Raw genomic sequence first — 25,634 nt, 5'->3', positions numbered from 1 at the left:
CCAGAGGCAAGCTGCGTGACAAGGCTCCCAGCCTCAACCCTGCTCTTCGCTGAAGCGATCAAGCCGCACCCACCACCCAGCACCATAGTTCGAGCACTCCCCTTTACATAGAGGCCCATTCTCGGTGTCCCCTTGCGTCCGTACGAAAGGCCTTAGGGGGCATGAGTGCAGACAATCAGCGCGAATCGCGCGAGGACAATACCCGAAACGTCGCAGGGGGAACATGCCCTCGATGTGGCAAAGAGGTGCAGCGGCAGCTGACCGGACGACCACCGATCTGGTGCTCGCAAGCATGTCGGAGAGCCGCGTACGAAGAACGCCGGGCAGCCGCTCGAGGTGCGATCGCCGTCGAGGTTGTCGACCGAGTCGAGACGCAAGAGCATCCTCTCAGCACCTGCGTCGACCGGACGCTGGCGTCACCTGCGGGATGCCGTCGTGTGGTGTACGAGTTGGCGCGGCTCGGTCGCGAAAGGGTCCTGCAATCAGATCCCAAGTGGGATTCGACTTACAACGCGATACGCAACGGACTCATGGACGCCCTGTACACGCCGTTCGACCGACGTCAGTAGACCGCCGAGCGGCGTCTGATTCGGAGCAGTCCGCCCAGATAGATGCACCGGATCGGGTCCTTATCCCGGGGCCGTTGCCGGACGGGTGTTGTGGGTCGCGGCGCTTCTCGGTCCTGCCTCAAAAGACCGCCGTGACCGTTGAAGGTTGGACTAGGGGGACGAGCACGACAGCGAAGTTCAGTTCATCAACGCGCGCCACCGATACGCCAGTCCTTCGCTGTGAGGAGCGATTCGGTGAGCAGCGGGTAACCGACGGCCAGAGCGACCCTGGCCGGTCGATTTCGAGCGCACGCGGTGTCGGGTCGGAATGACCGTGTCGACTCGCTACTCGAGGAGGGCTGCGCACTCCTGGACCACGTGCTCGGGGACCGTGTCAAACTCTCGCGGGTTCAGCTGCATCACGTACTCGTTCTCGATGTGGTAGGACTCGTTTACAAACTTCTTGAATGCGACATCCCCTCCAGGAGCAAAGTCGTTTAGCGCCAACGCGATGCGGAAGATCTGGACCTTCTCGTAGCCCACGCTCGTCTCGTCAAACTTTGCCCTCAGAACCTCCTTGTTCCGTAGTTGCGCGACGAGCGCGTTGTAATCAAAGCCGGGGATGACCTTCTGAATTGCGGCGTTCGCCTCCCTGCACTCTTGCTCGCCGAGTTGGATGAGTTGTCCTACCTCCCCTTTCGAGCTAGGCGCGCTACGGAGATGGAGAAGGCTTGAGAGCACGTCGTATTCCGCCCCACGGTCTCCGTGCACCTCGTAGCGTCGACGGAGATATATGCACTTGATCACGTCGTCGGCGGATGAGGCGATGTTCTCGTTACAGACCTGGGAGAACGTCATGATGTCCGCGGGCTTGATGAGCTTCTCCTCCACATGCCCGTCCCGGCTTCGGAGGAAGTGGACGGCGGGGAGGGCTGCTTGGAATTGCCCCGATGTTGCCGTTCGGACGATGTCGATGGCGGGTTCGATGTCGTGGGTGAGAAGCAGCGTAGTGAAGCCTCGAAGGCTCTGACTGCCATGGAAAAGTTTGTGCAGAATGGCGAACTTTTTTGTCTTGTCGAAGCTCGAGACGGGATCGTCGAGGACGACGAGGTCCGGGGAGTCGCGGCGGACCTGATGCATGAACAGAACGAGCGCGAAGGCGTTGCGTTCTCCGAAGCTGAGATGGCTGCCGGCAGCTTCTAGGTGGCCCGGGGCATCTTGGTGTTCGAGGATCATGCGGTAGGAGTTGCCGTCCGCCTCAATCCGAACTGCGTATTTGTAGCCAGCAGACCGGAGATACTCGTTGATCTCGTCTTGATTCCGCGCGATGGACTTCGCGACTTGTGCCTTCTGAGTACCGACGCCCCGCTTGATGTCGTTGATCTGTTCAGCGAGGTGATCAAGCTCGTCATTGAAGCTCCGCACGATGTCTTGGGTGTCCACGGAATTGAGGGCGTCGAGAAGGTCGAGTTCGATCATCAGACCCAGAAGCGCTTGATCCACGTCGGGCTCGTCGCGAAGGGAAGCGAACGAAATCCCCTTCAGTGAGGTGAACTTCGCTAGGAGAGTCTCGACCTGTCCTCGCAAGTTTGCGAGGAACTGTTCCTGCTCCGGCGACAGCTCCTCGAGGCTCGTCGTGATCTTCCGCAGTTGATCAAGGCGCTCGGGAACGAAGAACCTGGCAAGCTTGTCGATGACGACGCGGAGTGCGCTCATGTTTTTGACCGCGGCGGATTCATACTCCGCGGACACGTGGATTGCGGTCTTCTTGTCTACGTTGGAGATCGAGCAAAAGGGACAGTTGTCAGATTGCTCAAGGAAGCTTTTACCCTTTGATTGCCACGAGAGCCACCCGGCAGGATCCTGCCCCTGCAAGAACTTTTTGAACCCTAGAAGGGGCTCGGGGATCGTGGCGAGCTTCCCACCCATGCCCAGCGCCTTGAATCCCTTGCTTGTTTTCGCAAGCCCTCCGGACCGGGTGATCGTGAATGCGTTGCGCAGCTCGGTGAAGCTAGCGATAACGTCATCGAGGGCCTTATTCTCCACGAAGAGTGTCCGCAGATCCTCGAAGATTGCCTCGAGCTGCTCGATCCCCGCCTGATACTCGGGCGTGTTGACGAAGATCTCGAAGCTGTTCTTGACCACCTCGTCGGGTTGAAACACGAACTGGGACACATAATTCTCGTCAAAGACGAGGACGCTCTTAATTCCATCGGCACCCAAGACCAGTGGGCGCTCGCCGCTGTTGCCCTCTCGGTACTTGAAGGGAAGCAGATCTCGGAGGGCGTCGTCGCCATCTGCGTTGAGTACGAGCGCGCGGGCGATAGTGCTCTTTCCTATGCCGTTGGGACCGTACTTGATGTTGAGCGCTTCACGCCGGAGCGTGATCCGCGCTTCGGCGATGCTATTGCAGTCCGAGATGGTTATGGCGTAATCGTTCTGCGCTGCTTCGGTCATATTGACGGCAGCATCTCACGAGACTCTCGATGAGTTATGCAACCAACGAGGATCTTGGCCAGATCGCTTAAGAACCGCAATCTTGGCCACAGACGATCCATCGCCCTGCGCGAACATCCACTGGGACTCGAAGTCGTCCGCCGCACAGCAGCCGGCGACCTGACCTGGCGAGTTCACCAATGTGTATTCGGTGTTTTCTCGCCATGGTGTCAGAACCCCACGGCCCACGCCTCTGAGCCTCCCGGCGCCTGCGGCTCATCTTCACTCAGCACAGCCGGCCAGTCTCGTCCGACACGTGCACAACGGGCCGAGGGCCGATCGACTTGCGGACGTCAGCGCATTGCTGCGGTCCACGTGATCTTGAAGGTCTTTCACCGGTGTCATACCGCCGCGACGCGGTGCCGGCGACTCGCCAGTGACTAGTTCATGTCTGGCACGTGGAAGTCGCCACCATCGAGCACTCGAACGAAATCGGCCTCGGTCATCAGCTCGATGTCTTGACCCTTGTCTTGCAGGTCAAACGCTTTGCGGGCCTTGCCCGAGTACGTCGCGCCAGGGCGAAGGTTGGCCGGGTTGAAGTCGCCCAGCACCAGGATGTTCGTTCGCTTTGTGGTGTTCAGTTCCGGGGCGCCACCAGATCGAACGACCTGGTCCCATGCCGCCTGCCGGTTCATCGACATCAGTGCGCCGGTAAATACAACGACTCGTCCGTATAGGTAGCCAGCGGGATCGGCATGCGGGTTTGCGTCCGCCGCAACGAGAGAACCTGACCCGCTCGCGGTGCTGACGGAGCCTGCGTAGATTCCCGATTCCATCCGACCGATTCTGACGAGGTGACGAGCTGCCAATTCACGAAGATCTGAGGTGCCGCCGAGAAGAGCCATACCGCGGATGACGTCCACGACTGCGCGGGCGTCGGCCAATGCATCGTGGTGTCGTTCGAGGACGACGCCACACGCCTCAGTCACGAAGGGCAGTCGGTAGGACGGCAGTGAGAACGCACGTCGAGCGAGGACGAGCGTGCAAAGGAAGTCGATCGCAGGCCATTCGATGTTGTCGACCGCGCATGCGTAGCGAATAACGCCGATGTCGAATCCGGCGTTGTGCGCGACCACCACATCTCCGTCGACGAACGCCATGATCTGGGGCAGAACGACGCTCCACCTTGGAGCGTCGGCCACCATCGATGGGGTGATCCCGTGGATACCGATGTTGAAAGCATCGAACCAGTCAGCTCCCTCGGGTGGACGGATCAACCAATGTCGCTCATCGACGATCGCGCCGTTCCGTACCTTCACGAGTCCGACTGAGCAGGGCGAACCTCGATACGAGTTCGCGGTCTCGAAGTCGATCGCCGTGAAGTCGAGCACTGATGCCGCTAGAGGCTCAAGCACTGATGCCGCTAGGGGCTCGGGGGTGAAGTGCGCAAGAAACTCTGGCGGCAAATCCTCAGACGCGCGGTAGTGCTTGGCTGAACGCTTGCGGCGTTCGTTGTCGGTGCGGAGCCAGTCAGACCAGACCCGCGCCAAATAGTTCGCGGTTTCGAGGGCCCGCTGGGTAGGGACGTCCTCCGCGAGTTCGGAACGGGCGGCGACCGGGGCGACATCCATACCAAGTCGCGACTGCAATTCCTGCGTCTCGAAAATCAAGTGGTCCAGGCTTTGGACGGTGAGCGGGCGGGTGCTGAGGGGAAGGCCGTCGGTGGTCGAATCGTCGGTCAGAAGCACGAATCGATCGCGGGTAAGCGAGTCGATCTTCCTCAATGCATCGGGGTCGCCTACGAGATCGATCCGCACAGAGTTTCCATGACTCGCCAACGTTGAGGAGGCGCGATGGGTGAGCCACACTGCAGCCGTGTCGCTACCGGGCCGATGATCAACGGTCGCAAATCCAAGCACGTCTCGGCCTCAGTTCTCAGCGCCCGGTCTGTGCTGGCGTGGGAATGACGCTAGTCGTCAAAGGCTGTCGATATTGCCGATTGCTCGAACCCGTCTGACCTCAAATCGGCCGAAAACTCGCGGGCAAACGAATCTGCGTCACTCGGCCGCGATTGCTGGGGCTTTGACATCCAGGGTCATCTAATTCGCAACGACAGCTGGATCTCCAACCGTGGGGCATCGACCTTGTTTGAGTCTAATCAATCAAACGGCGCGACGAGCCAGGGGAATGTTCCCTTCGGACGTTCCCCCTCAACGTTCCCCCTCAACGTTCCCCCTGAACGTTCCCCCGAAAGTTGGACGTTCTCTGGCCACTGAACCCATGAGACGTGGCCTTGGGGTTTAGCGCCATTCCACAGGGCGCAGGCATGCACCGGGTTCTCCACAGATCGTGATCGAGCAAGTTCGTTCCCACCACGGGCGCTCGAGACTGGAGGGTCGAGCACGTCGTACGACTCACCGACGGTGGGAGGAAGGAACGATCGCCATGACAGAACTCAAGCTGCTGTCGCCCACCGAGGTGTCGAAGATCCTCGGCGTTGCGACGTCGACGTTGTGCCGGATGCGGCAGAACGGGACGGGACCGAGATGCGTATGGGTCACCGACCACGCGCCGCGCTATCGCGAGGACGACTTGCTCGCCTACGTCGAATCACGAGCGTCCTGATGGGAATCCGACAGGACCGATCTGGCCGGTGGCGTGCAGAGCTCAAGTCTGGGCGCGAGTACGTCGCCGGCCGGACCTTCGACACCAAGCGGGAGGCCGAAGCTTGGCTGTCGCGTGAACGCGCGTCACTGGCCGGTGGTGTCGATCCGCGGGCCGGCAAGGTCTTGGTGAGGAAGGCGTTCGCAACGTGGCTGGTGGATCGCGAGGGCACCGTCGCGATCAAGACGACGAAGGCGGATCGATCAGTTCTCAAGGCTCTCCCGCCCGGGGTGGCCAACCTTCACGTCAACCGGGTGACCGACCGCGAGGTCCAGCGGTGCATCAACGACTGGTCGCGGCGCTATGCCGAGTCCACGGTGAAGCGATACCGAGCGACGCTGATGGCGTTCTTCGCGTCCTGCATCCATGAACGGATGATCACGGTCAACCCGGTGTCGCGGACCCGAGTGCCAGCGCAGCTGACGCCGGCTGCAGAGATGATGCCGTTCTCGCGGCAAGAACTGGGGGCCGTTCGCGACGAGATCGCCGTCCTCAACCCAGCCTTGGCCGATGCGGTCTGGCTCGCCGGGTGGACTGGGCTGCGGTGGTCGGAACTGCGCGAGGTGCGGGTGGCCGACTTCGTGGAAGTGCCGGTGCCACGATTGGTGATTCGACGTGCCCAGCCAGAAGGCATCGGCACCAAGCGGCCCAAGTCCGGGCGCACCCGCCACGTACCCCTCGTCGACGCCGTCCTGCCACTCGTGAAGTCGATGACCGCAGGCAAGGGACCGAACGATCTGTTGGTCACGACCGAGAATGGTGCGCGGCTCTACGCCACCGCCTTCAAAAACTCGACCCACTGGGCAGAGACCGGGCGAGGCCGGCGACTCCACGACCTGCGGCACACCGCCGCATGCCTGTGGCTCGAGGCCGGGGTATCCCCCACGACCGTCCAAGCCTGGATGGGACACGCGGATCTCAAAACGACCCAGAGATATCTTCACTACCTCGGGACGAGCGCCGACGAGACCGGATTGAGCCGGTTGAACCAGTGGGGGCGCGCGGGGGGCGCGCGGCCTGCGGGGGAAGATCAATAATTCGTTGAGCCGCTTGTCAGAATCGAACTGACGACCTTTTCATTACGAGTGAAACGCTCTACCGACTGAGCTAAAGCGGCCGAGGTTCGCCGGGGATCGCCCGCCGAACCGATCACTGATACTACCGGGTGATCGCCGCGACATCACATCGGCCTCTCCCCCGTAGAATCGCATTCGTGACCGACACCACGCAGGCCGAGCTCGAGGAGATCCGGGCCAGCATCGACAACATCGATGCGGCGCTGATCCATGTCCTGGCGGAGCGCTTCAAGTACACCAAGCGCGTCGGCAAGCTCAAGGCCGAGCACGACTTGCCGCCCGCCGATCCCGAGCGTGAGGCGCGGCAGATCACCCGCTTGCGGGCCCTGGCGATCGAGGCCGATCTGGACCCGGCATTCGCGGAGAAGTTCCTCAACTTCATCATCGACGAGGTCATCCACCACCACGAAGCCGTCCGGGGCTGAGCGAGAGCGTCGCCAAAGACCCTGGAACTCGTGCTGGTGGTGGCTTGCCACCACCACGAAGCCGTCCGGCAGCCCTAGCGCCCAGCAGAACGGCGGGTCTAGGGTGCGGGGATGGCCCTCGCAGACGACATCCTCGCCGACATCGACTCCGGCACGCTCAACGACATCGCCCAGCAGGTGGGTGTCGAACCCGACAAGCTCCAGAGCATCATCCGCGACAGCCTCCCGGCGCTGCTCGGCGGCATGGAGAAGAACGTCCAGAGCGGCGAAGGTGCGGCCTCACTCGCCAACGCGCTGGGTCAGCACGCCGACGCCAACCCCCTCGGCGACATGGGCGCCCTGATCAACGGTGCGCTGGGCAGCGGGATCATCGAGAAGGTGCTCGGCGGCGCTGCGCCGAACGTCTCGGAGGCCATCGGCAGCAAGGCCGGCGCCTCGGGTGTGGACGTCGAGAAGATCCTCAAGATCGTCGCTCCGATCGTCATGGCCTACCTCGCCAAGCGCCTGACGAGCGGCGGCAAGGCCGACCCCGCCGACGTCCAGAAGGAAGTTCAGAACGCGAGCACGGAGGCCAAGGCGCAGTCGCCGGACCTCGGCTCGATCCTGGGCTCGATCTTCGGCGCCCGATAGGCGGCTACTTGCAGGTCAACCCGGCCTTGGGCACGGTGCCCTTGGTAAAGAACCTGTCGACCGCGCCGGTGATGCACTCGTTGCCGGACGTGTAGGCCGTGTGGCCGTCGCCCTCGCGGGTGATCAGCACGCCGGACGACAGCTGCGACGCCAGCGACTTGGCCCATTCGTAGGGCGTTGCCGGGTCGCGAGTCGTGCCGAGCACGAGGATCGGCGGCGCACCCTTGGCCTCGATCTTGGGCAGCGGGTTGGTCACCTTGATCGGCCAGTCGGCGCAGCCGAGCGCACCCCAGCCGAGGGCCCGGCCGAAGACCGGGGAGACCTTCTCGAACCGCGGGAGTGCCGCCTCGGTCTCCTGCACGGTCAGCCGGTCGGGTGCGTCGAGGCAGTTGACGGCATAGATGACCTGGCCGATGTTGCCGCCGTAGGAGCCGTCCTGGTTGCGCTCGAAGTAGACGTCGGAGAGCCGCAGCAGGATGCTGCCATCACCCTTGAACGCGGCATTGAGCGCCTGCGTGAGGTAGGTCCACGTGCTCTTGTCGTAGAGCGTGACGGCGACGCCGTAGAACGCGTTGCCCTCGGTCAGGGCGCGGCCGGGCAGCGCCGTCATGGGCTTGGCATCGAGCTGCTTCATGAGGTCGGCGATCTTGGTCAGACCCGCCTGGGCGTCGGACCCGAGCGGGCAGTCCGACTGCTTGACGCAGTCCTTGGCGTACGCGTCGAGGGCGCGCTGGAAGCCCGTCGTCTGGCCCAGGCTCGAGTCGATGGGGCCCAGGGCGGGATCGACGGCGCCGTCGAGCACCATGCGGCCGACCTTGGTCGGGAACAGCTGGGCGTAGACCGCGCCGAGCTCGGTGCCGTAGGACGCGCCGAACCAGTCGAGCTTGGGCCGGCCGAGCAGTGCCCGTACGACGTCCATGTCCTTGGCGACCTCGACGGTCGACACGTGCGCCGCGAGCTCGCCGGAGTTCTTCTCGCAGGCCTCGCCGAGGTCGGTGATGCTCTGGCGCAGTGCGGTGATCTCGGCGGCGTCGTCGGGGTCGGGATCGGTCTCGGTGAACGCGTCGAAGGCCTTGTCGGACAGGCACTTCAGCGGCGAGCTCTCGGCGACGCCGCGGGGGTCGACGCCGACGATGTCGTACATCTTGCGGACGTCGTCGCCGAAGCTCGACGCCATGGTCTTGGCGAAGTCGACCGCTGACCCGCCGGGACCTCCGGGGTTGACCAGGATGCTGCGCGTGGCCTTGCCGCCGGTGGCCGGGTGGACAGCGGCGCGCAAGCGGGTCGTCGCACCGTCGGGCTTGTCGTAGTCGATCGGCACCTTGATCCAGGCGCATCGCGTCGAGTCGCCGCAGTCGGACCACGAGACCTTCTGGGTGTAGAACTTCTGGAGGCCGCTCGGTGCCGCTGACGTCGAGGTCGGCTCGGGCGCGGTCCAGTCGTCGCCGTCGTCGCGCGTGAGGGCGACCGCCACGAGCGCGATGCCGGCGATCAGTGCGATGGCGGCCACGACCGTGACCACGAGGAATGTCCTGGAGCGAGTCACCGGCGAAGTCCCATCATCATGCGTTCGAGTGCGAGCAGAGGTGCGGCGTTGGCCGTCAAGGCGGCGCGACACTCGACGATGGCATCGATCGTGTGGATCGTCGACTCGGGCGTCCACACCCGGGCCAGCTCGTTGACGTCGTCGGCCACGTCGGCGTTGACGAGGTCGACGCCGGTCGCGCACTGCACCGTCAGCACGTCGCGGCAGAACGACAGCAGGTCGAGCAGGACCCCGTCGATAGAGTCACGGGCCATGCGCTTGCGGCGCCGGTCCTGGTCCTTCTGCAACGTCGAGAGCGCGCCGGCGTAGCCCGGTGGCCGGCGGCCGCGCTCCTCGACCCCCCACGTCGTCCGGAGGTCGTCGAGCTCACGCTCGTCCGCAGGATCGCAGTAGTCCTTGGCCCGTGCCGTCGCCTCCTCGTTGACCTGGTGCGCGGCCCGGAGGCAGTCGCCGAGGTCGTGCAGCGACACCGGGATCGACAGGATCGCCCGGCGACGTTCACGTGCGCCGGCGTCGCGTGCCAGCCCGCGGGCACGGCCGATGTGCCCCTGCGATGCAGCGGCCACGGCGTGAGCCAGCTCCGGCTCGACCCCGTCACGAGTGACGAGGAGCCCGGTGATGGCCTCGGTCGACGGGGTCCTCAGCAGGACGCTGCGGGCGCGCGAGCGGATGGTGACCGACACGTCGTCGACCGCTGGCGCGCACAGCATCCATACGGTCTGGCGGGACGGCTCCTCGATGGCCTTGAGCAGCGCGTTGGCGGCCTCGTCGGTGAGCCGGTCGGCGTCCTCGATGATGAGGATCTGCCAGCGGCCAAGTGCCGGCCGCAGGGCGGACGAGCGTACGTACTGGCGGATGTCCTTGACGCCGATCGAGAGACCGTCGGTCGAGATGAGGGTGATGTCGGGATGGCTGCCGGCCCGCGCGGTCGTGCACGAGTGGCACTCACCGCATCCGCCGAGCTCACACTGGAGCCCCGCCGCGAACGCGCGAGCCGCGTTGGAGCGGCCCGAGCCGGGCGGTCCCGTGAAGAGCCACGCGTGGGTCATGGACCGGCCGTCACCGCCGGCCGATGCGACCGCCGCCTGCAGGGTCGCGACGACCGGCTCCTGCCCGACCAGGTCCGACCACACGGTCATGCGGATGCCTGGCCCAGCCACGGCTCGACGGCCGCGCGGATCTCGGCGTGGATCTCGGCGGGGGTGCCGTCACCGCCGACCACGAGATAGTGCTGCGGATCGGCAGCAGCCAGGTCGAGGAAGTGCTGACGTACGCGTTGGTGGAACTCGAGCGGCTCGGACTCGATGCGGTCGGCGCCCTCGAACCGCAGGTGGCCGATCGCCGGGTCGATGTCGAGCACGATCGTGAGGTGCGGCCGCAGCGACGACGTGGCCCAGCGCGCGAGGTGCTCGACCTCGGCGGAGTCGAGGTGGCGGCCGGCACCCTGATAAGCCAGCAGCGAGTCGACGTAGCGGTCGGTCAGCACGATCGTGCCCTCGGCGAGCGCGGGCAGGACGATCTGATCGACGTGCTCGGCCTTGTCGGCGGCGTAGAGCAGGACCTCGGTGCGCGGCGACAGCTCACCGGTGTCGTTGTCGAGGACGATGTGGCGCAGGATCTTGCCGACCTCGGTGGCCCCCGGCTCGCGCGTCAGCAGGACGCCGTGGCCGAGGCTCTCGAGCCACTCGACGAGCATGAAGGCCTGCGTCGACTTGCCGGCACCCTCTCCACCCTCCAAGGCGAGGAACACCCCGGTTTCGGTGAAGAGCGGATCCATGGGGCGAGCCTACTCAGTGGGCCCGACGTCCTCCGAGGGCGCGTAGGCATGGTCGCCGAAGTAGTCGACGATGCGGCGCAGGATGCCACGCGACTTGGTGAACAGGACGTAGCGCTTGCGGGGACCGGCCGACCCCGTGGCGATCGCCGGCAGCCGGAAGTCGTAGCGCATGCGGCTCCTGCGGGCGATCACGCCGATCGCCTTGGGGCTGTAGTAGGAGGTGTGGCCGCGGGAGTAGAGGTAGCGGTGGTTGGCGACGTTGCGGCCGTCGTAGATGTTGGTCGAGCAGACCAGCAGGCCGTTGCGGGTGAGCAGCCGGAACAGCCTCGGGAACTCGGCACGTGGATCCGTGAAGTGCTCGACCACCTCGCACGCGATGATCAGGTCGAACCGCTGCGACGTGCCCTCGGTGATGTTGATGAAGTCGGCGTCGACCCCGAGGTCGACGACATCACTCATGACGACCTTGTCGACGGCGGGCAGCTGGGCGATGTGCTGGTAGTCGAGGCTGCGGCCGGCGCCGAACACCATGACCTTGAGGCCCTGGCGTCGCAGGATGTCGGCGCCCATCGCCGCCATGTGGAACTCGCGCCCCTGGTGCTCCGCGGTCCCGACGCGCGGCGAGAGCCGGAAGCTCTCGACGGACTCGAACGCCGTGTAGTCGACGGTGTTGGTGAAGTTGGACACGTAGTGGCAGCGCTGGCAGATCCGGATCTCGTAGGACCGCTTCTTGCGGTCGACGACCTGGGTGCGTTGGCGCCGTGAGCCGCACACAAGGCACGGCGTGGCGCGGAGACGTCTGGCGACGACGCGCACACCCTCCCTGGGATCGCGTACGAGCTGAGCCACCCGGCGAACGTCGACCATCGGTCCACCGTAACGGGACAGCGACCTCACAGCCGGGCTATCCGGGAGGCACGACGCGGTCGACGAGCTTCTGCGGTGCCATGACGCAGAAGCTGTCGGTCAGCATCTCGGCGAGCTCGTCCCAGTCGGTGTCGTCCCGCAGCTCGAGGCCGACGACGTCTCGGCCCCAGCGCGCGACGAAGAACGGCGGCCCGGCCTGGCGGAGAGCCTCGAGCTCGTCACCCGGCGCACGGAACGTCACGACCGTCACCGGCCCCTCGTCGGCGATGAAGCGCGCGTAGGCCTCGGGCCGGCCGTCATCGATCACCAGCGCGTGGGCGAACGTCTTGCGGCGCACGCACCAGCGCAGGCCGGTCCACGCGGTCTCCTCGTACGTATCGGGCAGCGCGAGGCAGATCGCACGGAGGCGTTCGACGACGTCGAGCGACACGTCAGGCATACCGACAACCTAGGACTCGGCGCCGACACTCTCGTCGCGGTCCGTCGTCAACCAGATCTCGGTGACCAGGAGGGCCACGCCGATCAGACCGGCCCACAGCTCGGAGTACGGAACGAAGGTGACGGCGATCATCGCGACGATCGCAGCCGCGAACGGACCGGCCGTCCGGATGGACGGGTCGTGCAGGCGGATCGTGACGAGCCACAGTGCAGCGAAGAACGCCGCTCCCGGTCCGGTGACGAAGGCGCTGCTCACGAGGTCCGAGGCCTCGGAATGATGTGTGTAGTGGTCGATCCGCGCAGCAAGACCGGCACCGAGCGCGGCCGCGGCGCCGAAGATCACGTAGTGGCCGAGGCCCCACACGAACCCGACCGAGTTGTCGCTGAGGACGTCGGCGTTCTCCCGCGCGAAGTAGAGCCACCAGCCGCAGAACGTGGCGAGCACCCCTCCGGCCACGACGTACCAGAGCTCAGCCGGCGGATCGGCCTTGTCGAACGCGACCTGCAGGCCGATCGTCACCGACAGGATCGTCTCGCCCAGCACGATGATGAAGAACAACCCGTAGCGCTCCGCGATGTGGTGCGGGTGCCAGGGCGTCTGACCCGCCCGCTCGGCGAAGAACGGCACGCCGAAGTCGAGCGTGATGCCGATGACGAACAGCCAGATCGGGATGTGGCCGCCGGTGACCAGCAGGGCGATGACCCAGCCGGTCTGCACGGCGACGAGTCCCCGCGCGTATCGCATGGCCGTCTGCCGCCGGTCCGGGTCGCCGGCCGCAGCGCGCAGCCACATGAGGACGAGGCCGACGCGCATGATGACGTAGCCGACGATGCCGAGGGTCAGGTCCTCCTCGAACATCCTCGGCACGCCGGCTGCGAGGACCAGCGAGCCGAGGATCTGCAGCAGCGTCAGCAACCGGTTGATGACGTCGTCGGAGTCGTACGCCGAGTTGATCCACACGAAGTTGAGCCAGGCCCAGAAGATCGCGAAGAACGAGACCCCGAACCACACGAGGCCGTGCGCCGCATGATCGTGCGTGATCTCGTGGTGCAGCGACAGCGCAGCCTGCGCGACCGCTACGACGTAGCAAAGGTCCGTGAACAGCTCGAGCGGCGAGGCCGTGCGGTGCTCCTCGTGCGGGTCCCGCGGTGACAACGGCCTGACGATGGGGCGCAACATGGCCCCGATTGTGGCAGGTCAGGCCTTCGTCGGGCGAAAGGTGGCGAACCGCCACCCAACGTCACCGCACATGGGGACACTCCCACGCGCTCAGCGCGTGGGGGACTTCTTGGCAGGCGCCTTCTTGGTCGCCTTCTTGGCGGTCTTCTTCGCTGCCTTCTTGGCGGTCTTCTTGCCGCCCTTCTTGGCCGGGCCCTTGGCGCGACGCTCAGCGAGCAGCTCGAAGGCGCGCTCCGGGGTCAACGTCTCGAGCGAGTCGTCCTTGCGCAGCGTGGCGTTGTACTCGCCGTCGGTGACATACATGCCGAAGCGGCCGTCCTTGGCCACGACCGGCGAGCCGCTGACCGGGTCGTTGCCGAGCTCCTTGAGCGGAGCCGCCGCAGCGCGTCGCCCGTACGTCTTGGGCTGCGCGTAGATCGCGCGGACCTCGTCCTCGGTGATCGTGAGGAGCTGGTCCTCGCGCTCGAGCGAGCGGGAGTCGGTGCCCTTCTTGAGGTAGGGACCGTAGCGTCCGTTCTGGGCCGTGACCTCGGTGCCGTCCTCCTCGACGTAGACGACGCGCGGGAGCTTGAGCAGCTCGACGGCCTGCTCGAGCGTGATGGTGTCGAGGTCCATGCTCGCGAACAGGCTCGCGGTGCGACCCCGGTCGGCCTTCTTGGCGCCCTCCGGGAGTGCTTCGGTCACGTAGGGACCGAATCGGCCACTCTTGGCGGTGATCATGAGCCCGGTCTCGGGGTGCGGCCCGAGCTCCTTCTCGACGCCGGAGGGGCTCGCGAGGAGCTCCTTGGCACGGTCGAGCGTGAGCTCGTCGGGCGGCAGGTCGTCCGGCACGTTGGCGCGGGTCGGCACGCGCTTGCCCTCGGCGTCCTCGGTGAACGGCGGACCTTCGACGTACGGGCCGTAACGACCGACGCGCAGGTCGATGTCCTCGCCGAGCGGGAACGTCGCGAGGCCGCGCGCGTCGATGTCGGGGAGGTTCTCGACGAGGCGCTTGAGCCCCGTGTCGCCCTCGCCGGTGCCCGTCCAGAAGCCCGTGAGGACGTTGAGCCGGTCCTCGCGCCCGTTGGCCACCTCGTCGAGGACGTCCTCGAGCTCGGCGGTGAAGTTGTAGTCGATGAGCCGCGGGAAGTGCTGCTCCAGGAGGCGGATGACCGAGAACGCGATCCACGCCGGGACCAGGGCGGTGCCCTTCTTGTAGACGTAGCCGCGGTTCTGGATCGTGCCGACGATCGACGCGTAGGTCGAGGGGCGGCCGATCTCGCGGGTCTCGAGCTCGCTGATGAGGCTGGCCTCGGTGTAGCGCGACGGCGGCTTGGTCTCGTGCCCGGCCTTGCCGAGCTCGGCGGCCGTGACGGTCTGCCCCTCGGACAGGTTGGGCAGCTTGGTCTGCTGGTCGTCACCCTCGGCGTCGGTGTCGTCGTGCGACTCGACGTAGGCCTTGAGGAATCCGTAGAACGTGATCGTGCGGCCCGACGCGCCGAACACGACGTCCTCACCGCTGGTGGCGTTCGCGCCGATGCGGATCGACACCGAGTCGCCCTTGGCGTCGTTCATCTGCGAGGCGATCGTGCGCTTCCAGATCAGCTCGTAGAGGCGGAGCTCGTCGCCGCCGAGCCCGGTCTGCTGCGGGGTCTTGAAACGTTCACCGGCGGGGCGGATCGCCTCGTGGGCCTCCTGCGCGTTCTTGACCTTGCTGGCGTAGACGCGCGGCGAGGCGGGCAGGTAGGCGGCACCGTAGAGCTCGGTGACCTGGGCGCGGGCCGCGTTGAGCGCGGTCTGCGACAGCGTCGTCGAGTCGGTACGCATATAGGTGATGTGCCCACCCTCGTAGAGCCGCTGGGCGACCTGCATCGTGCGGGCGGCGCCGAACCCGAACTTGCGGGACGCCTCCTGCTGCATCGTCGTGGTGCGGAACGGCGCGTAGGGGCGGCGCGTGTAGGGCTTGGACTCCACGGAGCGCACCGTGAACGGGCGGTCGTTGAGTGCCTCGGCCAGCGCGCCGGCCTGCTGCTCGTCGAGGTGCGCGACCTTGTCGGACGTCAGCTGCCCGGCGTTGTCGAAGTTGTTGCCCGACGCGATGCGCTTGCCGTCGACGCTGAACAGCTTGGCGGGGAACTGGCGCGGGTCGAAGCCCTCGCCGGCGTCGAACGTCGCCTCGAGGTCCCAGTAGGACGCGACGTGGAACGCCATGCGCTCACGCTCCCGCTCCACCACGAGCCGCGTCGCGACGGACTGCACGCGTCCGGCCGACAGCCCGCTCATGACCTTCTTCCAGAGCACCGGGCTGACCTCGTAGCCGTAGAGGCGGTCGAGGATGCGGCGGGTCTCCTGGGCGTCGACGAGGTCCATGTCGACGTCGCGCGGGTTGGCGATGGCGAACTGGATCGCGTCGCGGGTGATCTCGTTGAAGACGATGCGCTTGACCGGGACCTTGGGCTTGAGCTCGTCGAGCAGGTGCCACGCGATGGCCTCGCCCTCGCGGTCCTCATCCGTCGCCAGGACGAGCTCGTCGGCATCCTTGAGGAGCTTCTTGAGCTTGGTCATCTGCGACTTCTTGTCGGCCGAGACGACGTAGATCGGCTCGAACTCGCTGTCGATGTTGACGCCGAGGCGGGCCCAGGTCTCGCCCTTGAACGCGGCCGGCACCTCGTCGGCGCCACGCGGCAGGTCGCGGATGTGGCCGACCGAGGAGTCCACGACATAGCCGTCGCCGAGGTAGCCCGCGATGCTGCGGACCTTGTTGGGCGACTCGACGATGACGAGACTGGTCACTGGTGAACTCCTGATTGGTCAGACGCAGCACACCGTAGCGTGTGTCGTCAAGACTTCATGCATCCGCATCTGTGAGCGGCTGTGGCGCGTCGATCGGTGACAGTCGGTCCTGAGGTGTCCGACGTCGGTGAAATACTTCCCTGTGGCCTTCTCCGGATATGCGCAGCTGTGGGCGGACAAGTCCGTCCGCACGCTGTTCATCGCGGCGTTCTTCGCCCGCATCCCCATGATGGCGGCACCGCTGGTCTTCACGCTCTACGTCGTCGACGATCTCGACGGCACCTACGCACAGGCGGGCGTCGTCGCAGCCGCCACGACCCTCGGCGCGGCGATCGGGTCGCCATGGCGGGGCCGCCTGATCGACCGGCTCGGCATGCGTCGCGCGATCCTGCCCTCGATCGTCGCGGTCGGCCTGCTCTATCCCTTGGCGACGTTCGCGTCGTACGTCTGGCTGATCCCGATCTCGCTGCTGATGGGACTGTTCCTCATCCCCGTCTTCTCGATCGTGCGGCTCTCGCTGAGCGTCATGGTCGAGGAGCGTCAGCGGCGCACGGCGTTCTCCGCCGACTCGGTCATCTCCGAGGCGAGCTTCATCATCGGCCCTGCGGCCGGGGTGCTGCTCGTGACGCAGGCCGGCGGCGATGCGGCGCTCTATGCGGTCGGCGCGTGCGAGGTCATCGCCGGGCTGATCTTCCTGCGGCTCAACCCACCGACCCGGTCCGCGTCACCGGTCGATGCCGCGGCTCCGGCCGAGTCGACCGGCAAGGCGTCGATCCTGTCGGTGCCGGTCGTGTTCCTCTTCCTCATCTCCGGCGGCACGATGGCGACCCTGGTCGGCACCGACCTCGGCATCATCGCCGAGCTGCGCGAGCTCGACAAGGTCGGCGCGATCGGCTTCACGTACGGCCTGTGGGGCCTGTCCTCCCTGTTGGGCGGGCTGATCTACGGGTCGCTCAACCGCTCGATCCGGCCGACCTATCTGCTGCTCGCGCTCGGCCTCACGACGATCCCTGTCGGGCTCGGCGAACAGGTCTGGTCGTTGTCGCTGTGGGTCATCCCGACCGGGTTCCTGTGCGCGCCGACCATGACCGCCGCGGCGGAGTGGATCGCCAAGCTCGTGCCCGAGGAGCGACGCGGCGAGGCGATGGGCTGGCAGGGCACGGCGTTCACGATCGGCGGTGCCGCGAGCTCGCCGGTCATCGGCGCGGCGATCGACGAGGTCGGCGCGTGGGGCGGATTCGTGGTGGGCGGCCTGGTCGCCACGGTCATCGCGCTCGCCTGCTGGGGCGGTCAGCTGATCCCGGCGTTCCGGCCGGTCAACTACGTGTCGGTCGACGACGAGAACACCGTCACCACATAACGCACGTCGTGCGGTGAGGCGTTGCGATAGACGACCGGGGCGGGATCACCCATCCGCAACCGGTCCCCGGCCGCGAGCTCGTGGGTCGTGTCGCCCACGACGAACGTCAGGACACCCTCGACGACCCACACGACGTGCATCCCGAAGTCGTACGACTCGGCCGGCACCGCGACCTCCTTGCCGGGCGGCATGACGATCTCGGTGATGTCGCCGGCAGGCGTCGTGATGACCTGCCGGCGGCGATAGCCGGTGTCCGGGTCGACCCACAGCTCCTGGTCGTCGCGCGCCAGGACCCTCGTGCCCCGAGGCTCGCCCCGGGCGATCAGGGTCGACACCGTGAGGCCGAACGCGCCCGAGAGCTTGCCGAGCAGCGTCGCGGTCGGGCTGCTCTCACCGCGTTCAACCTTGTGGATCATGGCGCGCGACACCCCGGAGCGCTCCGCCAGCTCGCTGAGCGACCAGCCCCTCAGCTCCCGCTCGAGGGCGACCCGCTTGCCGATCCGCGCGCTGATGTCGTCTACTATGATGGACATATCGCCACTATAAGGGAGACTCGATGATCATCCGCGACGCCGTGCACGACGACCTCCCGGCGATCCTCGAGATCCACAACGACGCGATCCGCACGACCACGGCGATCTGGGACGAGACGGAGGTCGGCCTCGACGACCGGCGCGCCTGGTTCGACGGACGACGTGCAGCGGGGCTGCCGGTCCTGGTCGCCGAGCGCGACGGCGGGGTCGCCGGCTTCGCGACGTACGGGCCGTGGCGGCCCAAGACCGGCTACCGGTTCACCGTCGAGAACTCGGTCTACGTCCACCCGGACCACCGCCGTCGTGGCATCGCCAACGCGCTGATGCCGGAGCTGATCGACCGGGCCCGGGCCGGCGACGTGCACTCGATCGTCGCCGGCATCGAGGCCACCAACGCCGGGTCGATCGCCCTGCACGAGCGGTTCGGCTTCCGCCGGGTCGCGCTGCTGCCCGAGGTCGGCTTCAAGTTCGGTCGCTGGCTCGACCTGACCTATCTCCAGCTCTCGCTCCAGTCCCGCTGAGCGTGTCCCTCGCAAACGGGTTCAGGTCAGGAAGCCCTCGGCGACGAGGTCGCGCACTGAGCCGGCATACGTACGCCTGAGGTCGGCGGCGTCCCGGTCGAGCAGCGACGCAAGGGCGTCGAGGATCTGCCCGGCGGACAGGTCACCCTCGCTGGCGCTGACCAGCCCGGCCTCGACGGTGTCGACCTGGCGCGCGCGGCGTACGCCCTGCTGGAGGCGCAGCACGATCGACTCCGGATGCTCCGCGCCGGCCGGTCCTCGCGTCTCCTCGACCAGGTCGGGGGCGTGCCGGAACGCGTGCCCGAGCAGCGCCTCGTCGTCGAGCCCGCGCAGCAGCTCGGTGCGCCGTCCCCACGCCGCCACGGCCGGACCCACCGGCGGAGCGACCTCGCCGGTCCACTCCTCGAGGCGGCGGACCGGCGTCTCGGGGGTCTTGCGCATGCTCAGCCAGCCGAAGCCGACCGCCTCGATGCCGACCTCGGCGAACCAGTCGAGCCACGCGTCGTAGCGGCTCACGTAGTCAGGGGTCGACGCGAGGCCGGCATCCGCGAGCCACATCTCGACGTACTCCGAGGGGTCGACGAGCTCGCGCTGCACGACCCAGGCGTCGAGCGGCTGTCCGGCGAACCACTCCTCGAGACCGTCCTGCCACACAGTGCCCTTGCGGTGCGCCCAGTTGGCGAGGATCTGGCACCAGCCGCCGTCGTAGAGGTGCGCCGCGGCGTTCTCGACGAGGTGGCGCACGACGTTGTCGCCGGGCATGCCCGAGTCGCGGTAGACCAGGACCTCGCTGCCGGGCGGCGAGATGACGAACGGCGGGTTCGTCGCGATGAGATCGAAGGTCTCGCCCGCGACCGGGTCGAAGAGGCTGCCGTCGCGGACGTCCATGTCGACCTCGTTGAGCTCGGCCGTGAGGCGGGCCATCGCCAGCGCCCGCGGGTTGACGTCGGTGGCCACGACCTCGCGGGCGTGCTGCGCCAGGTGCAGCGCCTGCACGCCACACCCCGTGCCCAGGTCGAGGGCCCGGCCGACGGGTTCACGGATCGTCAGCTGCGCCAACGACGACGACGCCTCGCTGATGCCGAGGACGTACTCAGGGCTCATCGGCGCCTGGCGGACGTCGAGGCCCGGGGTCGGGTCGCACACGACCCACCAGTCGTGGGCCTCGTCGCCGTACGGGCGCACGTCGACCAGGGCGCGCACCTCACCACCGGAAGCCTGGAGCATCCCCGCGGCGAGAAGGGGATCGACGAGTCCTGGCAGCGCGGCGTCGGCGCGTTCGCGGTCGACGGCGACCTGCAGGGCAAAGAGCCGCACCAGCGTGGCGAGGTCACCGCGGCCGGCAGTGGCCCGCCTGGCCGGCACCGTCTGGTTGCGGCCGAGCGCCCGATGGGCGTCCTCACCCAGCAGCGCGAACACCGCGTCGACCGTGAAGTCGGCCCGGGTCAGTGCCCGGCGGAGGTCCTGGACGTACGCGCCTTCGATCATCCGCCCAGCCTGTCAGACGCCCCGGGACGCACGAACGGCGCAGACCCGGAGGTCTGCGCCGTTCGAGGTGGTGCGACTAGACGACCGGAACGTTCTCCGGCTCGGGCTCGTCGACGATGCCTGCCTCGAGCGCGATCGGGCGACGCTTCGAGATGTAGACCGCGAGCGCGATGATCACCGCAGCGGCGCCGGCGATCGAGTAGCGGACCCACTCGTTCGCGTCGTTGCCGTAGGTGTACTTGATGACCAACGGCACGATCAGCAGCGCCACGAGGTTCATGACCTTGAGGAGCGGGTTGATCGCCGGTCCGGCGGTGTCCTTGAACGGGTCACCGACGGTGTCGCCGATGATCGTCGCCTCGTGGGCCGGCGATCCCTTGCCACCGTGGTTGCCGTCCTCGACGAGCTTCTTCGCGTTGTCCCACGCGCCACCGGAGTTGGCGAGGAACACCGCCATCAGCGTGCCGGTCGCGATCGCGCCGGCGAGGTAGGCGCCGAGCGGACCGACGCCGAGGCCGAAGCCGACGGCGATCGGGGCGAAGATCGCGAGGATGCCCGGCGTCGCGAGCTCGCGCAACGAGTCGCGCGTGCAGATGTCGACGACCTTGCCGTACTCGGGACGACCGGTGCCCTCCATGATGCCCGGGATCTCCTTGAACTGGCGGCGCACCTCGTAGACCACAGCGCCGGCCGCCCGACCGACGGCGTTGATCGCCAGACCGGAGAACAGGAACACGACAGCGGAGCCGATGAGCAGACCGACGAGGTTCTGCGGGTTGGCGACGTTGAGCACGCCCTGCAGGACCTGCGAATCACTGAGCGACAGGTTCTGGAGGAACTCCCCCTTGCCGGCGTTGCCCGAGATGTCGTTGAGGACCACGACGAGCTGGTCCCTGATGTTGTCGGTGAAGGCACCGAACAGCGCGGTCGCGGCCAGGACGGCCGTGGCGATCGCGATGCCCTTGGTGATGGCCTTCGTGGTGTTGCCGACGGCGTCGAGCTCCGTGAGGATCTTGGCGCCTTCCTCGTCGACGTCACCCGACATCTCGGCGATGCCCTGAGCGTTGTCGCTGACCGGGCCGAACGTGTCCATCGCGACGATGACACCGACGGTCGTGAGCAGACCACAACCGGCGAGCGAGACCGCGAACAGCGACACGATGATCGATCCACTGCCCAGCAGGAACGCACCGAAGACGGCCGCACCGATGACCAGCGCGGTGTAGACCGCCGACTCGAAGCCGACCGAGAGTCCGGACAGGATGACCGTGGCCGCACCGGTCAGCGAGGTCTTGCCGACGTCCTTGACCGGACGCGTCTCCGTGCCGGTGAAGTAGCCCGTGAGGGCCAGGATCAAAGCCGCGAGCACGATACCGATGAGGACTGCGACCCAGGCGATCGTGCGCGGGCCCCAGCCGTCGTATCCGGCGAGCGGGTTGCCGAACAGCTGGCCGGCCAGACCGGTCGCCTTGGGGATGTGCAGCTCGCCGAACGTCTTCGGCAGGTAGATGTACGACACCGCGACGGACGCGACCGCCGAGATGACCGCCGAGATGTAGAACGAGCGGTTGATCGCCGCGAGTCCGTTCTCGCCGACGCGCGCCCGGGTGATGTAGACACCGAGGATCGCGGTGACGGCGCCGATGGCGGGAATGATGAGCGGGAAGACGAGGCCTTCCTGACCGAACGCGACCGAGCCGAGGATCAGCGCGGCGACGAGCGTCACGGCGTACGACTCGAAGAGGTCGGCGGCCATGCCGGCGCAGTCGCCGACGTTGTCGCCGACGTTGTCCGCGATCGTCGCGGCGTTGCGCGGGTCGTCCTCGGGAATGTTCTGCTCGACCTTGCCGACGAGGTCGGCGCCGACGTCAGCGGCCTTGGTGAAGATGCCACCGCCGACTCGCATGAACATCGCGAGAAGGGCTGCGCCGAAGCCGAAGCCCTCGAGGACGTCGGGGGCGTCGCCCTGGTAGATCAGGACGACACTCGACGCGCCGACGAGGCCGAGGCCCACCGTCAGCATGCCGACCGTGCCGCCCGTGCGGAACGCGATGCGCATGGCCTTCTCGCGCCCCTCGTTCTGCGCGGCCGCAGCGACGCGGATGTTGGCGCGCGTCGCGAGCCACATGCCGAGGTAGCCGATCAGCGCGGAGAAGCCGGCACCGATCAGGAAGAACAGCGAACGGCCGATCCTGATCTCGGCATCGCCGGGCAGCAGGAACAGCAGCCCGAAGGCCAGGACCGCGAAGACCGCGAGGGTCTTGAACATGCGGCCGAGGTATGCCGAGGCACCCTCCTGGACCGCCTGTCCGATCTCCTGCATCTTCTCGGTGCCTTCTGAGGCGTTGAGTACTTCGGCGCGGAAAACCGCCGCCATGATCAGCGCAATGACGCCGATAGCCGCAACGACCGACACGATGATCGTGTTGTCGTTGGAGAGATCGAGGTCACTGGCTGCCGCAACGAGTGTCGCGTTCGCCATGAAATTCCTCCAGATGTAAGGCAGGACGTAAAACGGGTCTGGTGAGACCAGACCGCGTGACGCAGGTTACATGGAGGGCCTGTGAAGCGGTGCGACCGGGATCACAGTGGCTGGGTCGTACGCGCTTCGTCGATCGAGGTGTGCAGACCGAAGACCTTGTCCAGGCCGGTGATCTCGAAGATCTTGAGGATGCGCTCCTGGGTGCACACGATGTCGAGTGAGCCGCCGTCGGCGCGTACGCGCTTGAGGGCGCCCACGAGGACGCCGAGCCCGGTGGAGTCGAGGAAGTCGACCTTCTGGACGTCGATGATGAGCCGGGTGTGACCGGCGTCGACGGCCGCGACGATCGCCTCACGGAGCTTGGGCGCGGTGTAGACATCGATCTCGCCGCCGACCTCGATGATCTCGAAGTCACCGTCAGTGCGCGACGTCAGCGACAGCTCCATGTCCACTCCTCTCTCCGCCTGCATTCAATCACGATCCAGGGGCGACCGCCGATGCGCGAGACGCTGCGGACCCGTCTGGGAGAATCACACGGTGGACCCCGCCGACCTCGTGCTGCGCTACGGCGACCGGGTGACCCACGTCGAGCGGGTCCCCGAGCGAGAAGCGGTCGTCGAGCCGTGGCCCGGCTGGGTCGACCCGGCCGTACGGGCGATGTACGAGGCCGAGGGCATCACCGCACTCTGGGGCCATCAGGCCGAGGCACTGCACCACGTGCACGAGGGCCGGCACGTCGTGATCGCCACCGGCACGGCGTCGGGCAAGTCACTCGCCTTCCAGGCGCCGGCGCTCACGGGCCTCGCCGAGGGCCGGAACGGCAGTGCGCTGCGGGGCAACCGGCTGCCGGCAGTGCTCTATCTGGCGCCGACCAAGGCGCTCGCCGCCGACCAGCTGCGCCGGCTGTCCGGCGCGCGCGAGTTCGCCCGGCCCGCGACGGTCGATGGTGACAACTCGCGCGAGGAACGCGTCTGGGCGCGCGACCACGCCAACTACCTGCTGACCAACCCCGACACGCTGCACCACTCGATCCTCCCGGCGCACGCCCGCTGGGCCCGGGTGCTCGGCGGGTTGAGCCATGTCGTCGTCGACGAGTGTCACCACTACCGCGGCGTGTTCGGCGCTCACGTCGCCCATGTCCTGCGACGCCTGCGCCGGGTCTGCGCCCACTACGGCGCCGAGCCCACGTTCGTCCTCTCGTCGGCGACCGTCGCCGAGCCCGAGGTGTTCGCCGGCCGGCTCACGGGGCTCGAGGTCGTACCCGTCACCGATGATGCATCGCCCCACGCGGCCCGGACGATCGCACTCTGGGAGCCGCCCCTCCTGCCAGGTCGTGACCCGATCTCGGGCGACGCGACCGAAGGAGTCGTACGCCGCGCTGCCACGACCGAGGCCGGCGAGCTGCTCACGGACCTCGTGATCGGCAAGGTCCGCACCCTGGCGTTCGTACGCTCGCGACGCGGTGCGGAGTCCGTCGCCGCGACCGCGCAGCGCCGGCTCGCGGAGGTCGACCCTGAGCTCGTCGCCCGGGTCGCGACGTACCGCGGCGGCTACCTGCCCGAGGAACGCCGCGAGCTCGAGCAACGGCTGCGCAGCGGCGACCTGCTCGGCCTGGCCAGCACCAACGCGCTCGAGCTCGGCATCGACGTGGCGGGGCTCGACGCCGTCATCAGCGTCGGGTTCCCGGGCACGCGGGCGGCCCTGCAGCAGCAGTTCGGGCGCGCCGGGCGGTCGGGCCGTGACTCGATCGGCATCCTCGTCGCCCGCGACGACCCGCTCGACACCTTTCTCGTCCATCATCCGGAGGCTCTGCTCGGCGCGCCGGTCGAGGCGTCGGTGTTCGACCCCGACAATCCGTACGTCCTGGGCCCGCACCTGGCGGCAGCAGCGCAGGAGCTCCCGCTGACTGAGGACGACTTCGCGCTGTTCGGCCCGCGTACGGCAGAGGGCGTGCAAGCCCTCGAAGCCGCCGGTTGGCTGCGCAAGCGCCCCGCCGGCTGGTTCTGGACCAAGCGCGAGCGGGCCAGCGACCTCGCCGACATCAGGTCGAGTGGCGGCGCACCCGTGCAGATCGTCGACGCCGTCACCGGCCGCCTGATCGGCACGGTCGACGCCGGCTCTGCCGACTCGGCAGTCCACGAGGGCGCGGTCTACGTCCACCAGGGCGACGTCCACATCGTCGATGACTACGACGTCGAGCACGGCGTCGCGGTCGTCCACCGCGACGACCCCGACTACTCGACGATGGCGCGATCGGTCACCGAGATCTCCGTGACCGAGACCGAGCGGACGACGCCGTGGGGCAAGGCGGCGATGTCGTTCGGGTCGGTCGACGTCGTCAACCAGGTCGTGTCCTACATGAAGCGCAGCACGACAGGCGGCGGCGTCCTCGGCGAGGAGCTGCTCGACCTGCCCGCTCGCACCCTCCAGACCAAGGCCGTGTGGTGGACCCTCGAGCCCGACGCCGTCGCCGCGACGTTCGAGAGCGGCGACGTGCCGGGCGCTGCCCATGCCGCCGAGCACGCGGCGATCGGACTGCTGCCGCTGCTGGCGACCTGCGACCGCTGGGACATCGGCGGCGTCTCGACGGCACTGCACGCGGACACTGGGACCATGACGGTGTTCGTCTATGACGGCTATCCCGGCGGTGCGGGCTTCGCCGAGCGGGGCTACGAGCTGGCCGCCCGCTGGTTGCGGGTGACCCGCGACGCGATCGTCGCCTGCGAGTGTGCGGCCGGCTGCCCGTCGTGCGTCTACTCGCCCAAGTGCGGCAACGGCAACGAGCCGCTCGACAAGGCTGGCGCCGTACGCCTGCTCGAGGCCTTGTTGAACGACGCGCCAGCAGCTTGAACATATTCCACAAGAGTTCTTGTACAACTGCTCTTGTGGGG

At 67.1% G+C, this 25,634-nt stretch carries 21 protein-coding genes and 1 tRNA gene; 8 read left to right on the top strand and 14 right to left on the bottom strand.

What is annotated here, in order from left to right; translation table 11 throughout:
• Window positions 1-893: 893 nt before the first annotated feature.
• Window positions 894-3,005: an AAA family ATPase gene (locus ESP70_RS18565; protein WP_149690762.1), complete on the bottom strand. Its 2,112-nt coding sequence runs from the start codon at window positions 3,003-3,005 to the stop codon at window positions 894-896.
• Between the two features lie 36 nt (window positions 3,006-3,041).
• On the opposite strand from ESP70_RS18565, the gene ESP70_RS20520 reads away from it, so the two are divergent.
• Window positions 3,042-3,428: a hypothetical protein gene (locus ESP70_RS20520; protein ID WP_246162083.1), complete on the top strand. Its 387-nt coding sequence runs from the start codon at window positions 3,042-3,044 to the stop codon at window positions 3,426-3,428.
• On the opposite strand, the gene ESP70_RS18555 is transcribed toward ESP70_RS20520, so the two are convergent.
• Window positions 3,425-4,801 carry an exonuclease domain-containing protein gene (locus ESP70_RS18555; protein WP_223148772.1) on the bottom strand — a complete coding sequence of 459 codons (1,377 nt, stop codon included), beginning with the start codon at window positions 4,799-4,801 and terminating at the stop codon, window positions 3,425-3,427. The two genes, ESP70_RS20520 and ESP70_RS18555, sit on opposite strands and share 4 nt — an antisense overlap.
• A 628-nt stretch (window positions 4,802-5,429) precedes the next feature.
• On the opposite strand from ESP70_RS18555, the gene ESP70_RS18550 reads away from it, so the two are divergent.
• The gene (locus ESP70_RS18550) at window positions 5,430-5,609 is read left to right on the top strand and encodes a helix-turn-helix transcriptional regulator (protein WP_056210020.1); all 180 of its coding nucleotides are present in this window, start codon (window positions 5,430-5,432) and stop codon (window positions 5,607-5,609) included.
• Window positions 5,609-6,685 (top strand): tyrosine-type recombinase/integrase, encoded by a 1,077-nt coding sequence (locus ESP70_RS18545; protein WP_149690761.1) that lies wholly within the window; start codon window positions 5,609-5,611, stop codon window positions 6,683-6,685. The genes ESP70_RS18550 and ESP70_RS18545 overlap by 1 nt, the downstream gene beginning before the upstream one ends.
• Before the next feature lie 7 nt (window positions 6,686-6,692).
• Here ESP70_RS18545 and ESP70_RS18540 read toward each other — a convergent pair.
• A tRNA-Thr gene (locus tag ESP70_RS18540) sits at window positions 6,693-6,765 on the bottom strand.
• Window positions 6,766-6,861: 96 nt separating this feature from the next.
• On the opposite strand from ESP70_RS18540, the gene ESP70_RS18535 reads away from it, so the two are divergent.
• Complete coding sequence (locus tag ESP70_RS18535; protein ID WP_149690760.1) at window positions 6,862-7,149, top strand: chorismate mutase; 288 nt, start codon at window positions 6,862-6,864, stop codon at window positions 7,147-7,149.
• 111 nt (window positions 7,150-7,260) lie between these two features.
• Window positions 7,261-7,779: a DUF937 domain-containing protein gene (locus ESP70_RS18530; protein ID WP_149690759.1), complete on the top strand. Its 519-nt coding sequence runs from the start codon at window positions 7,261-7,263 to the stop codon at window positions 7,777-7,779.
• A 4-nt stretch (window positions 7,780-7,783) separates the two neighbouring features.
• Here the strand turns inward: ESP70_RS18530 and ESP70_RS18525 are convergent, their stop codons facing one another.
• The 7 genes from ESP70_RS18525 to topA all read right to left on the bottom strand — a co-directional run bounded on the left by ESP70_RS18525 (window position 7,784) and on the right by topA (window position 16,359).
• Entirely contained in the window at window positions 7,784-9,325 is a 1,542-nt protein-coding gene (locus ESP70_RS18525; RefSeq protein WP_223148771.1) for an alpha/beta hydrolase, read from the bottom strand.
• Complete coding sequence (locus ESP70_RS18520) at window positions 9,322-10,464, bottom strand: DNA polymerase III subunit delta' (protein WP_149690758.1); 1,143 nt, start codon at window positions 10,462-10,464, stop codon at window positions 9,322-9,324. Before ESP70_RS18520 ends, ESP70_RS18525 begins: the two co-directional genes overlap by 4 nt.
• Complete coding sequence (gene tmk, locus ESP70_RS18515; protein WP_149690757.1) at window positions 10,461-11,102, bottom strand: dTMP kinase; 642 nt, start codon at window positions 11,100-11,102, stop codon at window positions 10,461-10,463. The genes ESP70_RS18520 and tmk overlap by 4 nt, the downstream gene beginning before the upstream one ends.
• A gap of 9 nt (window positions 11,103-11,111) precedes the next feature.
• Entirely contained in the window at window positions 11,112-11,969 is an 858-nt protein-coding gene (locus ESP70_RS18510; RefSeq protein WP_149690756.1) for a methyltransferase domain-containing protein, read from the bottom strand.
• Window positions 11,970-12,006: 37 nt separating this feature from the next.
• Complete coding sequence (locus ESP70_RS18505) at window positions 12,007-12,408, bottom strand: MmcQ/YjbR family DNA-binding protein (RefSeq protein WP_149690755.1); 402 nt, start codon at window positions 12,406-12,408, stop codon at window positions 12,007-12,009.
• 9 nt (window positions 12,409-12,417) lie between these two features.
• Complete coding sequence (locus tag ESP70_RS18500; protein WP_149690754.1) at window positions 12,418-13,587, bottom strand: low temperature requirement protein A; 1,170 nt, start codon at window positions 13,585-13,587, stop codon at window positions 12,418-12,420.
• Window positions 13,588-13,677: 90 nt separating this feature from the next.
• Window positions 13,678-16,359: a type I DNA topoisomerase gene (gene topA / locus ESP70_RS18495; protein WP_149690753.1), complete on the bottom strand. Its 2,682-nt coding sequence runs from the start codon at window positions 16,357-16,359 to the stop codon at window positions 13,678-13,680.
• A gap of 127 nt (window positions 16,360-16,486) precedes the next feature.
• Here topA and ESP70_RS18490 point away from each other — a divergent pair, with 127 nt between their 5' ends.
• On the top strand, window positions 16,487-17,719 hold the full coding sequence (locus ESP70_RS18490; RefSeq protein WP_149690752.1) for an MFS transporter: 1,233 nt from the start codon (window positions 16,487-16,489) through the stop codon (window positions 17,717-17,719).
• On the opposite strand, the gene ESP70_RS18485 is transcribed toward ESP70_RS18490, so the two are convergent.
• Window positions 17,680-18,252, bottom strand: coding sequence for a helix-turn-helix domain-containing protein (locus ESP70_RS18485; protein WP_149690751.1), 573 nt, complete (start codon window positions 18,250-18,252; stop codon window positions 17,680-17,682). The two genes, ESP70_RS18490 and ESP70_RS18485, sit on opposite strands and share 40 nt — an antisense overlap.
• 23 nt (window positions 18,253-18,275) lie before the next feature.
• Between ESP70_RS18485 and ESP70_RS18480 the strand changes: the two genes are divergently transcribed.
• Window positions 18,276-18,773: a GNAT family N-acetyltransferase gene (locus tag ESP70_RS18480; RefSeq protein ID WP_149690750.1), complete on the top strand. Its 498-nt coding sequence runs from the start codon at window positions 18,276-18,278 to the stop codon at window positions 18,771-18,773.
• Between the two features lie 21 nt (window positions 18,774-18,794).
• On the opposite strand, the gene ESP70_RS18475 is transcribed toward ESP70_RS18480, so the two are convergent.
• From ESP70_RS18475 to ESP70_RS18465, 3 genes are all read right to left on the bottom strand, one after another.
• On the bottom strand, window positions 18,795-20,261 hold the full coding sequence (locus ESP70_RS18475) for a N5-glutamine methyltransferase family protein (protein WP_149690749.1): 1,467 nt from the start codon (window positions 20,259-20,261) through the stop codon (window positions 18,795-18,797).
• A 76-nt stretch (window positions 20,262-20,337) separates the two neighbouring features.
• Window positions 20,338-22,743, bottom strand: a complete 2,406-nt coding sequence (locus ESP70_RS18470) for a sodium-translocating pyrophosphatase (protein WP_149690748.1) — start codon at window positions 22,741-22,743, stop codon at window positions 20,338-20,340.
• Between the two features lie 101 nt (window positions 22,744-22,844).
• Window positions 22,845-23,189 carry an STAS domain-containing protein gene (locus ESP70_RS18465; RefSeq protein ID WP_149690747.1) on the bottom strand — a complete coding sequence of 115 codons (345 nt, stop codon included), beginning with the start codon at window positions 23,187-23,189 and terminating at the stop codon, window positions 22,845-22,847.
• A 91-nt stretch (window positions 23,190-23,280) separates the two neighbouring features.
• Here ESP70_RS18465 and ESP70_RS18460 point away from each other — a divergent pair, with 91 nt between their 5' ends.
• Complete coding sequence (locus ESP70_RS18460) at window positions 23,281-25,593, top strand: DEAD/DEAH box helicase (protein ID WP_246162082.1); 2,313 nt, start codon at window positions 23,281-23,283, stop codon at window positions 25,591-25,593.
• Window positions 25,594-25,634: the final 41 nt, after the last annotated feature.

It is taken from the genome of Aeromicrobium ginsengisoli (assembly GCF_004134905.2).
Taxonomy (GTDB): domain Bacteria; phylum Actinomycetota; class Actinomycetes; order Propionibacteriales; family Nocardioidaceae; genus Aeromicrobium; species Aeromicrobium ginsengisoli.
Note: the sequence above shows the minus strand (reverse complement) of the source record. Positions and strands in the feature narration are given on the sequence as shown.

What these genes read in the sequence shown, in the direction of transcription:
- ESP70_RS18565 (WP_149690762.1), bottom strand. Translation starts at nt 3,005, where the DNA reads ATGACCGAAGCAGCGCAGAACGATTACGCCATAACCATCTCGGACTGC.
- ESP70_RS20520 (WP_246162083.1), top strand. Translation starts at nt 3,042, where the DNA reads ATGCAACCAACGAGGATCTTGGCCAGATCGCTTAAGAACCGCAATCTT.
- ESP70_RS18550 (WP_056210020.1), top strand. Translation starts at nt 5,430, where the DNA reads ATGACAGAACTCAAGCTGCTGTCGCCCACCGAGGTGTCGAAGATCCTC.
- ESP70_RS18545 (WP_149690761.1), top strand. Translation starts at nt 5,609, where the DNA reads ATGGGAATCCGACAGGACCGATCTGGCCGGTGGCGTGCAGAGCTCAAG.
- ESP70_RS18530 (WP_149690759.1), top strand. Translation starts at nt 7,261, where the DNA reads ATGGCCCTCGCAGACGACATCCTCGCCGACATCGACTCCGGCACGCTC.
- ESP70_RS18520 (WP_149690758.1), bottom strand. Translation starts at nt 10,464, where the DNA reads ATGACCGTGTGGTCGGACCTGGTCGGGCAGGAGCCGGTCGTCGCGACC.
- tmk (WP_149690757.1), bottom strand. Translation starts at nt 11,102, where the DNA reads ATGGATCCGCTCTTCACCGAAACCGGGGTGTTCCTCGCCTTGGAGGGT.
- ESP70_RS18510 (WP_149690756.1), bottom strand. Translation starts at nt 11,969, where the DNA reads ATGGTCGACGTTCGCCGGGTGGCTCAGCTCGTACGCGATCCCAGGGAG.
- ESP70_RS18505 (WP_149690755.1), bottom strand. Translation starts at nt 12,408, where the DNA reads ATGCCTGACGTGTCGCTCGACGTCGTCGAACGCCTCCGTGCGATCTGC.
- ESP70_RS18500 (WP_149690754.1), bottom strand. Translation starts at nt 13,587, where the DNA reads ATGTTGCGCCCCATCGTCAGGCCGTTGTCACCGCGGGACCCGCACGAG.
- ESP70_RS18485 (WP_149690751.1), bottom strand. Translation starts at nt 18,252, where the DNA reads ATGTCCATCATAGTAGACGACATCAGCGCGCGGATCGGCAAGCGGGTC.
- ESP70_RS18480 (WP_149690750.1), top strand. Translation starts at nt 18,276, where the DNA reads ATGATCATCCGCGACGCCGTGCACGACGACCTCCCGGCGATCCTCGAG.
- ESP70_RS18475 (WP_149690749.1), bottom strand. Translation starts at nt 20,261, where the DNA reads ATGATCGAAGGCGCGTACGTCCAGGACCTCCGCCGGGCACTGACCCGG.
- ESP70_RS18470 (WP_149690748.1), bottom strand. Translation starts at nt 22,743, where the DNA reads ATGGCGAACGCGACACTCGTTGCGGCAGCCAGTGACCTCGATCTCTCC.
- ESP70_RS18465 (WP_149690747.1), bottom strand. Translation starts at nt 23,189, where the DNA reads ATGGAGCTGTCGCTGACGTCGCGCACTGACGGTGACTTCGAGATCATC.